The sequence below is a fragment of the Corynebacterium sp. HMSC055G02 genome, assembly GCF_001809065.1.
Classification (GTDB): domain Bacteria; phylum Actinomycetota; class Actinomycetes; order Mycobacteriales; family Mycobacteriaceae; genus Corynebacterium; species Corynebacterium jeikeium_D.
Genome location: NZ_KV795637.1, coordinates 42404 through 54932, shown reverse-complemented (window position 1 = coordinate 54932; position 12529 = coordinate 42404). Strand labels below are relative to the sequence as shown.

Below are 12529 nucleotides of genomic sequence, written 5' to 3'. Positions count from 1 at the left end.
TGACTTAGTAGCTTTGCCGAAGCTACTAGGAATCAACGAGGCTTTACAGGAACAGCTTCAACCCTTGGAAAACAATCACGGCCAGTGCCCATGCAACGACCAGCTGCGCTAGCAAACCGAAGCCCGTCCACTTCACGCCGATCTCTCGACGTTGTGCCGCGAGCGTAGCCACGCACGGTGTGTAAGCCAGCAGGAAGATCATATAGGCCCAGACTGCTGCCAATCCGTGTCCATCGGATGCATTGTCAAAGTCACGTCGAATATTCTCCGCGAGCGGGCTGGAGGCCTGTTCGCTCGAATTGGAGTCGGTGACGTCCTCCACTGCATAGGTCTGTGCCCAGGTAGAAATGACGGCTTCCTTGGCCACAAAGCCCGTCACCAACGGACCTGTCAGAGACCATGTACCGAATCCTGCCGGGTTAAACACAGGAGCAATAGTTTCGCTGACTGCACCGTATGCGGAGTCCTGCGGTGCCAGGTCTTCATCGGCAAAGGAGTGCCCGGAGACAACCGGAATAGACATCAGTAGCCATACGACGATGACGGTGCTGACGATGATTCCACTAGCGGTCTGCAGGAATCCCTTCAGACGCATCCACATCACAGATAGTGCCAGCCGTGCGGTCGGAAGCTGGTAGGTTGGCAGGTCAATGACCAGCGGTTCCGACGGCATGGTGCGCCACAGGGTCTTACGCAGTGCAAGGCCGGTCAGAACGATCAGCAGAATCGAGATCACGTACATAGCGAAGACGACTGTGCCCGCGTGTTCCGGAAAGAACACCGCACCCAACATGACATACACGGTCAGGCGCGCCGAGCAGGAGGTAAACGGAACCAGTAGAGCCGTCAAAATGCGGTGGCGCGGATTACTCAGCACACGTGTTGCCGAGATTGCTGGCACATTACAGCCAAAGCCGACGATGAGCGGAATAAATGCCTTACCCGGAAGACCAATTGCACGCATGACACGGTCCGCCACCACGGCTGCACGCGCCATATACCCTGAATCCTCGAGTACTGCGAGGCACAGGAACATGAGTGCCATTAGCGGAACGAAGGTCAGCACCATGCCGACACCACCGATGATGCCGTTTACAAGCAGCCCGGTGACAATCGGATGGTCCCATCCCACCGCTTCTAATCCACGGGTAACCAAATCTGCGAAATTACCGGTAATAAGGGTTTCCAAACCGTCCTGCAACGGTGCTGCTACCGTCGTCGTGATTTGGAAGACTGCCCACATAACTGCCAGGAACACAATCGGTCCGAGCACCGGGTGAAGAACCACGTTATCAATGCGGTCGGAGAAAGTCTGGCGATCTTCCACCCCGCCCGTAGATGCCGCAACCGCCGCATCAATCGCGGCAAAGCGTGCGTCGTCCCGGCGTTCAATCGATTCACCATCGACCTGGCGAATCGGTGACGACACCGAACTACATCCGTCCAGAGCCGCTGCTACCGCGTCGGCCAACCGCGCCATTCCCGCTTTACGACGGGGATCCAGCGCCACCACCGGCATCCCCATAGCTGACTGCAATGCGTCCGGATTCACATCGATGCCCTTGGCCTTGGCAACATCTAGTTTGGTCAGAGCCAGAACGATGCGCTGGGGCTGTTCCGCCAATTCCGCGGCCATGTAGAGACCACGGCCCAGTGCCGTGGCGTCGACAACGACAACGACGAGATCCGGGCGTTCTTCTTCCGGTTTCTCGATGAGCATCTCGCGAGTGAGCTCTTCGTCCGGGCTCATGGCATCCAGCGAGTAAGCACCCGGGAAATCGATGACATCGTACTCAGCGGCATCGGTCTTCCACGCGCCGCGGCTGACCTCTACGGTCGTACCAGGCCAATTGCCCATCTGCGCTTTCGCACCAGTCAAACTATTGAACAGTGTTGACTTACCGGAGTTCGGTGCGCCGACCACTGCGACAACAGGTGCACCATCCTTTGCTGGCGCTCCGCCACTGCAAGCATGGCAGCTGGGCGTAGATGCGAATTTTCGCGTTGAGGAATCCATAGGTGTTGTCATTGTTTACTTTCAGAAGGGAGGTGAGAAAAGAGATGTAGGGGACCTAACCCACGACGGACATCTTGTGCAGCGTGCTGGCATCGATGGCGTAGCGCGTTGCGCCAGCATGGACGATTCGCCCACCGCCGCTCGTACTCCGTCCCACAGTGACACTCATTCCAGGGCGAAGCCCCAGTTGCGAAAGCCTGCGGCACAGGCGCTCATCCACATGCGACGCTCCCAGAGTGACGGTTACCCCCACCGGGACGTCGGCAAGCGACTGAATGTCATCCGACTGTTTTCGAGACCGCAATCCGAGCATGAGAAACCTCGCTTATATAGATAAGAATTAAGCTAAGCAAATCGTGTTTACAGAGATGAGCTTACTCTTAGGCATGCCTAAATGGAATAAACCCGGCACACCTAAGGAAAGTTATTTATGCCACACTTAACCTTTACCTATTTAGCGTGGCAGAATTGTTAGTCCCATCCGAATAGTTGCCGCGGCGTGCAGGAATGCTTCTAGGTACCCCAGAGCACAATGTGCTCACGTGCGATTCGTTAGTTCGCAGATGAAGATATGGGAAGTATCATCGAAAAGTATGACTACTGACTTGCGAAGCATTGGCATGGACTACCCCAGCTGGCGAGACGCGATGGAAGCCGCGATCGCTAGTGACAATCTGTCGGTCATCGGCGAGGTCCGCGGTGGCCAGCTGGTCCGTTTCGAAGATTCCTCTGGTGCGCGTCTGCACATCCTGGGTGTTGAACCATTTTCTACCTACGCCGGCTTCGCGGGCAGCCCGACCGTCACTGCCCATGTATCCAGCGTGGACGATGTCTTGGCGCTCGTGGAAATCGTCGAGGATGATCCCTCCTCGGATAACTTTGACAAGGTCATCGAGGTCGCTACCTGCCTGCTGTCACAGGGGCCAATGATTGTTGATGCCGGAACTCAGACTTTTGAGCATGTCGCGCTATCAGCTCTAGCAACTGATTTCACCCTCGACGCATCCATCGAAGAGTACGAGAAGCGCACCGGGGCAACCCCGACAACATTGGACTTCGAAGGTGCTAAGGCAATTGTCGGAGATCAGGTCGGGAAGGCATCGCCTAGCGCAACCGTGAAACTGGCTGGTGTTATCAATAACTCCCGCAAGCATGTCAATGAGCTAACCGGCAAGAAGTTCTGGGTGCTCAACCTTGCTCTGCCGACTCCTATGGACGTACTTGTCCCCGGCGGCGACGAAGCTCCCCAGCCAGGCATGGTCGTTTCCGGTACTTTCTCACTGACCGGTGAGATCATTCCGCCTCAAGGTTGCGGAGGCGGCTGTGGCGATGGCGGCTGTGGTTGTGGCGACGGTGGCTGCGGCGGACACTAGTCCGCTGATTCCCCACCGCTTCCACTACCCCGCTAGTGCTCCTGCAGCAATAGCTACCAGTCACAGGGCTTCCAGCTCAATATCGCCGAGCGTGTGAATCACGCTCGGCCCGGTCAAGGTCGCCGAGAAGTCCCCATCCGCATTGCTGGCCTTGTGGACATCCACAGTCACCACACCGCCGGGCACCTTGACTGTCACAACCCCCTCAGTCCGGCCGGCATCGGCCAGCGCGGCAATAGCTGCCGCAACCGTACCGGTGCCACACGAGCGGGTCTCACCAACTCCACGTTCAATTACTCGCATGGACACCGAATCACAGGCATCCAGCGGGGTGACAATTTCCACATTGAGGCCGTTCGGGAACATGGCTTCGTCGGCACGCACTGGCTTCGCGACACTACCCGCCGCTTCCAATTCCAGCTCCGCCAGAGCGGCGGCATTTAGGCCAGGCATGACGCAGGCCAAATGCGGATTTCCCACGTCGACACCAATCCCGGCGAATTTCTGGGCATTGTTGCCCGAACCAATGAACGCAGTAGCGAGGCCGAGGACTTCCGGCTGGCCCATATCCACCCCAACGACCGCGTGCCTGCGGCTGTGCTCATCAATCGAAACAGCGCGCAGCCCTGCTCGAGTGCCCACCCGCAAAGTTCCGTCGACGACACTGTCCGGGCTGTGAATCGCGGCAATATAGTGTGCAAAGACGCGGACACCATTCCCGCACATCTCGGCAATAGAACCGTCACTATTGCGGTAGTCCATAAACCAATCGTCGGCTTTAACGCCCTCCGGCAATGCCGCCAAAACACCGGCATCGACGAGTTTCCCCGCACGGGCAACCCGCAGGACGCCGTCAGCGCCAAGACCTCGCTGTCGATCGCACACTGCTGCGACCAGTGATTCGGTCAAATCAATCGACACCAAATCATCTGGAAAAATCAAGAAATCGTTTTGCGTACCGTGGCCTTTGGCAAATGAAACCATGCCCTTGATGCTAGCGGGAGGTCCGAATCTCTTACAGACCAAGTGCGGAAAACGCCTGTCCCGGCACGTCACCGGCAGCGTCTAGCCACATGATCCGATGATCACGGTTGAACCAGGAGCGCTGACGTCGCACATACCTGCGCGTACCAGTAATCGTGCGTTCACAAGCCGTATCCAGGTCGTAAACCCCATCGAAGTAGTCCAGCACCTGCGCATAGCCGATCGCGCGACTAGCGGTCACACCTTCGCGCAACCCTTGCGCAATCAAACTCTCAGTTTCTTCCACCAGGCCAGCGGCAAACATGCCCCGCGTACGCTGTTCAATCCGCGGATTTAGCCATTCCGCCTGCGTGCGCAACCCCAATATGCGAGTGTTCCACCGCGGTGGCTTATCAATCGACGGCTTCGACGCTGCAAAAGGTTTGCCCGTGAGCTCGATGACCTCCAGGGCGCGGACGGTGCGCCGCGGGTCATTGGTCTCAATAATTGCCGCCGCATCCGGATCAATCTCTGCCAGCCGATCATGCAACGCCGCCGGACCGATCTCGTCCTGCACTGTCTCCCACTTCGCACGTACTTCAGGGTCCGTAGGTGGGAACTGCCAGTCGTCCACCAACGCCTGCACATACATCATCGACCCGCCGACAAGGATGGGGACTTTCCCCCGCGCGCGAATGGCCTCAACATCCGCGACCGCCTCACGCTGATACGTCGCCACACTCGCCGGCTGCGTCACGTTCAGCACATCGAGTTGGTGGTGCGGAATCCCCCGCCGCTGGTCCACCGACAGCTTCGCTGTTCCGATATCCATTCCTCGATAGAGCTGCATCGAATCAACATTAACGACCTCACCGCCAAGCTGCTCCGCAAGTACCAGCCCCAAATCCGACTTTCCCGACGCCGTCGGCCCTACCACCGCAATCGGCACCGGCAAGCTCTCACTCTCGAAAGCCGTCACTACCCAGTTCACACTCCTGCACAAAAACTAAAAACGCGAGCTCTTACTTCGCAACACACTGCCAGCTGGCCACGTGGTAACCGATGCCGTAAGGCGCCCTGTCATAGTAAGAACGCTTTACGACGGTCATTCCAGACCCCGTCCAGCTTTCAGCAGCTTTACTCAGCTGCTGCCATAACTCGGCCGCGTACGCGCCGGGAGCTGGAAACACAATATTTTCCACGTTAATGCTTGAGCAGTCCTGACCAGCAATTAGACTGCACAGCGCATCAACCTCCGCTGCACCTTCAATTACGCCGACCGGGGAATCGTCCGCAAGGCCGAATGCGCCGTCGACAAGCACAAGCAGACGCGTGTGACCGGCAGCGAGTGCCTCAGCGATAGAGTCGAAGCACGTTGCCTGAATGACGCGGCCAGTGGGTCCTTCAGAATTCCGTCGCGCGTAGTCTTCGATAAGCCAGCGTCCCAGCAGCTCAGGTAATTCGGTTCCGCCTGACACCGTGACATCAACCCCATACGGAGAAAAACTGTCGGGTGCGCTGGTCTGGTGCGGGGACTTCGCCTGCATCCTGCCAGTGATAATAGCGACCGCGCCGGGCTCCCCGGGTTCGTCATCTGTCCACAGCGTCGCGACGGTTTCACGGGCATGACGGCGCAATTCCGTGGCGGTGGGCGCAAAACCACCCAGCTCCTCGACGATGAGGAGCGCACGCGGAACGATAACAAGCCGAGGCAAACGCGAATTCACGTCCTCAACGCTACCGTGAGGGGCTAGTCGATGCCTTATTCCGGCGGTGTTACGCGCGCTGTGCCAAAATTTTTGGGATACTCGAGCACATACCGTAAGTGTTTGATGGCAGCCGTGTCGCGCGGCAGTTCTGCATGAAGATTGGAAGAGGTTTACCCACTATGACCGGTACCAGCAATTCCCCTAAGCCAGGTCCACGCCCGGGTCCACGTCCGGGACCTCGACCAGGCGCAATGCCGGCTCATCGTAAGGCCCCTGGAGCTACTCCAGCGCCTGCGGGGTCGGCCGCTGTGGCACATGCCGTCCACAATGATCCAAAGAAGTTTGGCCGCATTGACGAAGACGGCACTGTTTGGCTGGTCACCAGCGCCGGCGAACGCAATATTGGCTCCTGGCAGGCTGGCACCGTAGAAGAGGGTTATGCCCACTACGGCAAGCGCTACGAGGATCTGGCCACCGAGGTCGAGCTACTGGAATCTCGTGTAGTCTCCCACCCGCAGGAGGCAAAGACCATTTCTCACAACGCAGTTGAACTGCGTGAGAGCCTTGCCACCGCCACGGTTCTCGGCGATATCGATGCGCTGGATAAGCGCCTTGCAGAGGTCATTGCCACCTCCCACGTCGCAGAGGAGAAAGTCGCTCACGACAAGGCAGAGCGCCGTAAGAACGCCATCGCACGTAAGGAAGAGCTCGCCGCAGAGGCCGAGGAGCTCGCAGAGAACTCCACCGAGTGGAAGGTCGCCGGCGACCGTATCCGCGAGATTCTCACGGAGTGGAAGCAGATTCGCGGCATCGACCGCAAAACTGATGATCAACTCTGGCGCCGTTACTCTCGCGCGCGTGATTCTTTCAACCGCCGCCGCGGTGCCCATTTTGCGGAACTGGACCGCAACCGTGCGGCTGCTCGCCGCGTTAAGGAGGACATCATTGAGCGAGCTGAGGCCCTGAAGACCTCCACTGATTGGGGTGGCACCGCTGCTGCCTTCCGTGACCTGATGGCTGAGTGGAAGGCCGCTGGTCGAGCCCCACGCGAGGTCGATGACAAGCTGTGGGCGCAGTTCAAGGCCGCCCAGGATGAGTTCTTTGGTGCTCGCAACGCGGTCAACGAAGCTCGAGACAAGGAGTTCGAGGAAAACGCTGCGGCCAAGGACGCACTGCTGGCTGAATACGAAGACCGCATTGATCCGTCCAAGGGCCTCGATCACGCTCGCAACGAACTGCGTCAGTTGCAGGAGAAATGGGAGGCCATCGGCTTTGTGCCGCGTGGTCGTGTGCGTGAGTATGAAAACCGCATTGGCGCACTGGAAAAGCGCGTCTCCGATGCTGCCGATTCGCAGTGGCGCCGTACCGACCCCGAAGCACAGGCTCGCGTCCAGCAGTTCGCCAACCGCGCAGCGGAGTTTGAGCAGAAGGCCGCCGAACTCGAGGCGAAGGGCAAGGCTTCTCAGGCCGCCAAGGCTCGGGAGCAGGCCGAACAGTGGCGACAGTGGGCAGAGCAGGCCGCGGAGACTCTCAAGGAGCTCTAACAGAAGCTAGTTGTGTGTCGGGGAAGCATGTTCTCGCTCTCCGGCGTCCGCAACAGAATCCTGGCTCAGCTACGCGCTGGCAACGCGTCGATGGTTAAAAGTAAGGGGCTCTCTTCCGGAGTGGAAGAGAGCCCCTTACTTACTGCGCTAGTTAAAAAGTCTCACTACTCGTCGCTGACCTGTTCGTCCTGTTCGCCGGTCTGCTGAGAGACATTGTCCGCACTACTGCCCTGCTGGCCGCGATTGCGTCGGCGAGCACGTTCACGGCGGTCGTCGACGACCTCAACATCCGTTGTCGTATTCGGTGTCAGGCCCGCCCGCAGGTAAACCTGCTGCGCGCGCAGTACCGGATCGGTGTCAGCGTGCTTGCGACGTTTCGTCGCGATTGCGAGCTGCTCCTTACTACGTCGGAAAGCGATGAAAGTCACGGAGATGGCCAGTAGAAAACTGCAGAAAATACCGAGCATCAGGCCGAAAGAAATACCCTCGCCGGCCAGTTCCTGTGGACGAGACTGACGCATCCAGCCAGCGAAGACTGAGTAGACCATCTGAATACAGGCAAAAAACCAGGTGACGAATGCGAGAATCGTCGTCCGCGTAATCAGCGTGGCAATAGCTAGCAAGACACCTACCACCACGAGAATGGAGTAAATTCGCTCCGGTCGAGTCGTGAAGTACTGATGCGCAACATCCGTATCCAGCAACACATCAAAGCCCAAAACGACGCCAGAGTGCGGAAGGAAGAAACTCGTAATGAGGCCGATGACGGCAACCATCATCGGAATCACCGCACGGCCGAGATCCAGCTCGCCAGCGGCCTTGCGCTCCTGAACCCGCAACGCCTGCGCGGATTCCACCGACTGCTCGCTAGTGGATTCCATATCACTTTCCGGCGAAGCCTTGTCACTACTCACAGCCGCATCCCTCACTTACACTCGTTTTCTCCGGGCGCCCAATCTTTGGCAAGCCCAGACCAACTCCGATCGGCGCGGTCGTCGGAGTCTGGCCGACCTCTACATTATCCCCCGCCTTAGTGCGGCGGTGTGTGAGCACACCGGAGTCAGCAATGAGGAAGTGCGGTGCGGAGTCGGTCACGCGTACTGTCACGTAATCACCTGGGCGAATCTTGCGGTCGACGATGCCTGGTTCGCTTTCCGACGGGCTGAAGTGCACCAGGCGGCCATCCCGACTACGACCAGACATGCGATGAGTCTCCGCATTTTTACGGCCATCGGACTGGCTGACCAGCAGCTCTACTTCCCTACCGACTAGCTTGGCGTTTTCTTCCTCGGAAATGCGCTCTTGAAGCGCTAACAGACGGCCATAGCGTTCCTTCACAACCTCTGGTGGAACCTGATCAGTCATGGTCGCCGCCGGAGTTCCCGGGCGAGGCGAGTATTGGAAGGTGAAAGCCGAGCTAAAGCGAGCCTTTTCCACCACGTCGAGAGTTTGCTGGAAGTCCTCTTCAGTCTCGCCTGGGAAGCCGACAATGATGTCAGTGGTAATGGCCGCATCCGGCATTTTTTCCCTAACCTTCTCCAGAATTCCCAGGAATTTCTTGGTGCGGTAGGAACGGCGCATGTCTTTCAGCACTCGGTCAGAACCGGACTGTAGTGGCATGTGCAACTGATGAACCACGTTCGGTGTCTCCGCCATGGCGTCGATGACATCATCGGTGAACTCAGCTGGGTGCGGAGACGTAAAGCGCACACGTTCCAACCCTTCAATCTGGCCGCAGGCGCGCAGCAACTTGGAAAAAGCCGAGCGGTCGCGTTCCATGTCAGGGTCGGCGAAGTTAACGCCATAGGCGTTGACATTCTGACCGAGGAGGGTGACGTCAGTAACGCCCTGCTCCACGAGTGCCTGCACCTCAGCGAGAATCTCGCCTGGACGACGATCGCGTTCCTTACCACGCAAACTGGGGACGATGCAGAAGGTGCACGTGTTATTGCAGCCTACGGAGATACTCACCCAACCTGCGTAAGTGGATTCGCGCTTGGCCGGCAGCACCGAGGGAAATTCTTCCAGAGCATCCTTAATCTCGACTTCAGCCCGGTCATTATGGGCGGCGCGTTCCAACAGTGCTGGCAACGAACCCAAGTTATGTGTACCGAAGACGACGTCCACCCATGGGGCCTTCTTTACGACGACGTCCTTATCCTTCTGGGCCAAGCAGCCACCGACGGCAATCTGCATGCCTGGGTGAGCATCCTTGACTGGTTTGAGCTGTCCCAACGTGCCATAAAGGCGATTGTCCGCATTCTCTCGAACGGCACAGGTGTTGAAAACGACCAGATCAGGATTCTCGCCTTCTGCAGCCGCTACATAACCGTTTTCTTCCAGCAAGCCAGACAGTCGTTCCGAGTCATGGACGTTCATCTGACAACCGAACGTACGTACCTCATATGTGCGAGGCGAAGACTGCTGCTGAGAGTTCAAAGAAGGGGTAGTCACGGCAGTTTAGGTTAGCTGTTTATGGCCCATTTCCCCAATCAGCGATCCCTTTAAACCTGACCGGTCCGCAGCCGGCGTGCTAATCCGGCGTGTGGTGGCACCGGCGCTAATCTGTGTCCTCTTCAAGTTCTCGGTATCGCTCTTCTAACTGATCCCGAGCAATGCTCATGGACAATTCAGAGGGGAAACCGCGCCGCGCCAGCACACCGACGACTTTGCGTAAATCCTTTTGCTTGGAGTTGAAGTCAGGCGCCACTGTTTTAATAGTGGCCGCTTTCTTCGCCGCTAGCTTCCGGGCGACTTCTTCTTCCGCGTTGTGCGTAATCTGCTCCAACGCATCTGCACGAAGCGAAGCATCAATGCCCTTTTTCTGCAGCTCCCGGTTCAAAACCATCTTCGACTTGCCACGACTGGCAAAGCGCTGCCGCACCCATTCGGATGCGAAAAGCTCGTCGTTAACCAATCCACTTCGGGTCAGGTCATCAACGACTTCTTCAATCATCGAGGTTGGAAACTCCTCGACTGCCTCGAGCCTTTCTACGAGTTCCTTGCGGGAACGCATTCGCTGATCGAGCAAGCGCAGTGCCTTAGCACGAATCGGGGCCTTGGATTCCTCACGACCCGCATCGTAGAGCGAACTACCGTCAGCTTCCGCAATTTGCTGAGCAAGCTTTTCGATAGTCTCCCGCACATCGCGGCCGTTACGATCCTCCACGGTCCTCACTTTTCGTGTGTCGCGGCACTACGCCTCGAGCTAGCTAGTCTTCCAAATCATCGAAGTCGATGTCCGGCACGACATCGACAGGGGCATCGATATCGGTCTCGTCCTCGACCTCCGCGAATTCCCCGACACCGAGCTTCTTCTTGATCTTGACTTCGATTTCCTGGGCAATTTCTGGATTCTCGCGCAGGTGCATACGAGCCTTTTCCTTGCCCTGACCCAACTGATCGCCCTCGTAGGTAAACCACGAACCGGACTTCTTGACAATGCCGTTATCAACGCCCATGTCAATCAACGAGCCCTCACGCGAAATGCCCTCGCCGTAGATGATGTCAAACTCTGCCTGCTTGAACGGCGGCGACACCTTGTTCTTGACTACCTTCAAGCGCGTGCGGTTACCCACCGCATCCTGGCCGTCCTTCAACGTCTGAATTCGGCGTACGTCACAGCGAACGGAAGCGTAGAACTTCAGTGCTTTACCACCCGTGGTGGTCTCAGGAGAGCCGAACATGACGCCAATCTTTTCACGCAGCTGGTTAATGAAGATGGCAGTGGTACCGGTGTGGGACAGCGCACCCGTCATCTTGCGCAGCGCCTGACTCATCAACCGCGCCTGCAGACCAACGTGGGAATCGCCCATTTCACCGTCGATTTCAGCCTTCGGAGTCAACGCGGCCACCGAGTCAACCACAATGATGTCAATAGCACCGGAACGCACCAACATATCTGTGATCTCAAGTGCCTGCTCACCGGTATCTGGTTGGGATACCAGAAGGTTGTCCGTATCTACTCCAAGCTTGCGCGCATAAACCGGATCCAGCGCATGCTCCGCATCAATAAATGCGGCAATACCGCCCTGCCGCTGCGCCTCTGCAATAGCATGCAGTGCGACTGTGGTCTTACCCGAGGATTCTGGACCATAGATTTCTACGATACGACCACGCGGGAACCCGCCCAGGCCCAAGGCCACGTCGATAGCGATATTGCCGGAGGGAATAACCTGAATTGGAGGACGATTGTCGTCCCCCAGGCGCATAACTGCACCCTTACCAAAGTCCTTCTCAATATTCGCCAGAGCTACATCGAGCGCCTTCAGGCGATCATTGCCCTGGTTCGAAGCCGTAGCCTTCTTACGAGCCATAGTTCGTTGTTCTTCCTCATTGTCATTGTCGCGGTCATTGTCGCGTACGGTATCGGGTTCTGGAGCCGTACTCAGAGAATGTGTCTCCCGATTTTCATCCAAAACAGAAACTTCGCTCACACTTAATTAGGCGCGAAACTAGCCGTTCCGGTTCCAAATTGGTCCGCGACACCTCTACTGCCGGTTACACCCGGAAGTTATACCGAATCAGACGGATTGACTTCATCAGCACTTTCGATAATATGCGAAACCCTGTTCGAATGGCAACGACACGCAAGAGCCGTCGGCAAGCATTCACCGTCGTCTACGCCGGAACCTATTCGTCAGGACCGTACCAGCGGTCTTCGGGAATATCGTGTTCCCTACACAGCGCCCACCAGATATCCCGAGGTTCGACCCCGTCCTCGAGCAATTCCGCGGGAGTTTTTCCATATTCCATCAGTACGTGGGAATGCAACAGCCACGGGCCGTGCTGAGGCCCAAATTCGTGGTTGACGAAGTTGTGAAAATCGGCCAATCGCATGAGACCAACGTACAAGATACCTGTCACTGATACCTACCTGGCCACCCTCTTTTCATAACCTAATCCCCGCTCCCCTGCCTGAAC

The 12529-nt window shown here is 57.4% G+C and carries 12 protein-coding genes; 2 read left to right on the top strand and 10 right to left on the bottom strand.

Annotated elements, in window-relative coordinates; translation table 11 throughout:
• Positions 1–43: 43 nt before the first annotated feature.
• Both feoB and HMPREF2547_RS10575 read right to left on the bottom strand, forming a co-directional pair.
• Positions 44–2017 (bottom strand): ferrous iron transport protein B, encoded by a 1974-nt coding sequence (gene feoB / locus HMPREF2547_RS02890; protein ID WP_070549544.1) that lies wholly within the window; start codon positions 2015–2017, stop codon positions 44–46.
• Positions 2018–2072: 55 nt separating this feature from the next.
• A complete protein-coding gene (locus tag HMPREF2547_RS10575) occupies positions 2073–2330 on the bottom strand; it encodes a FeoA family protein (protein ID WP_016422620.1) in 258 nt (85 codons plus the stop codon).
• A gap of 280 nt (positions 2331–2610) precedes the next feature.
• Between HMPREF2547_RS10575 and HMPREF2547_RS02885 the strand changes: the two genes are divergently transcribed.
• Positions 2611–3390 (top strand): hypothetical protein, encoded by a 780-nt coding sequence (locus HMPREF2547_RS02885; RefSeq protein WP_049189638.1) that lies wholly within the window; start codon positions 2611–2613, stop codon positions 3388–3390.
• A gap of 60 nt (positions 3391–3450) precedes the next feature.
• On the opposite strand, the gene dapF is transcribed toward HMPREF2547_RS02885, so the two are convergent.
• The 3 genes from dapF to HMPREF2547_RS02870 are packed head-to-tail and all read right to left on the bottom strand — an operon-like array spanning position 3451 to position 6080.
• A complete protein-coding gene (gene dapF / locus HMPREF2547_RS02880; RefSeq protein ID WP_049193014.1) occupies positions 3451–4374 on the bottom strand; it encodes a diaminopimelate epimerase in 924 nt (307 codons plus the stop codon).
• Between the two features lie 31 nt (positions 4375–4405).
• A complete protein-coding gene (gene miaA / locus HMPREF2547_RS02875; RefSeq protein WP_370546255.1) occupies positions 4406–5332 on the bottom strand; it encodes a tRNA (adenosine(37)-N6)-dimethylallyltransferase MiaA in 927 nt (308 codons plus the stop codon).
• 43 nt (positions 5333–5375) lie between these two features.
• Positions 5376–6080 (bottom strand): hypothetical protein, encoded by a 705-nt coding sequence (locus HMPREF2547_RS02870; protein ID WP_070546958.1) that lies wholly within the window; start codon positions 6078–6080, stop codon positions 5376–5378.
• A gap of 161 nt (positions 6081–6241) precedes the next feature.
• On the opposite strand from HMPREF2547_RS02870, the gene HMPREF2547_RS02865 reads away from it, so the two are divergent.
• Complete coding sequence (locus HMPREF2547_RS02865) at positions 6242–7606, top strand: DUF349 domain-containing protein (protein WP_070604666.1); 1365 nt, start codon at positions 6242–6244, stop codon at positions 7604–7606.
• Between the two features lie 164 nt (positions 7607–7770).
• Here HMPREF2547_RS02865 and HMPREF2547_RS02860 read toward each other — a convergent pair whose 3' ends face one another.
• From HMPREF2547_RS02860 to HMPREF2547_RS02840, 5 genes are all read right to left on the bottom strand, one after another.
• Positions 7771–8520, bottom strand: coding sequence for an Rv2732c family membrane protein (locus HMPREF2547_RS02860; protein ID WP_224433130.1), 750 nt, complete (start codon positions 8518–8520; stop codon positions 7771–7773).
• Positions 8513–10060, bottom strand: a complete 1548-nt coding sequence (gene miaB, locus HMPREF2547_RS02855) for a tRNA (N6-isopentenyl adenosine(37)-C2)-methylthiotransferase MiaB (RefSeq protein ID WP_070604665.1) — start codon at positions 10058–10060, stop codon at positions 8513–8515. The genes HMPREF2547_RS02860 and miaB overlap by 8 nt, the downstream gene beginning before the upstream one ends.
• A 106-nt stretch (positions 10061–10166) precedes the next feature.
• The gene (locus HMPREF2547_RS02850) at positions 10167–10775 is read right to left on the bottom strand and encodes a regulatory protein RecX (protein ID WP_070566274.1); all 609 of its coding nucleotides are present in this window, start codon (positions 10773–10775) and stop codon (positions 10167–10169) included.
• 43 nt (positions 10776–10818) lie between these two features.
• Positions 10819–11922, bottom strand: a complete 1104-nt coding sequence (gene recA, locus HMPREF2547_RS02845) for a recombinase RecA (protein ID WP_049170952.1) — start codon at positions 11920–11922, stop codon at positions 10819–10821.
• A gap of 316 nt (positions 11923–12238) precedes the next feature.
• Positions 12239–12472: a DUF3046 domain-containing protein gene (locus tag HMPREF2547_RS02840; protein ID WP_005509697.1), complete on the bottom strand. Its 234-nt coding sequence runs from the start codon at positions 12470–12472 to the stop codon at positions 12239–12241.
• Between the last annotated feature and the right edge of the window lie 57 nt (positions 12473–12529).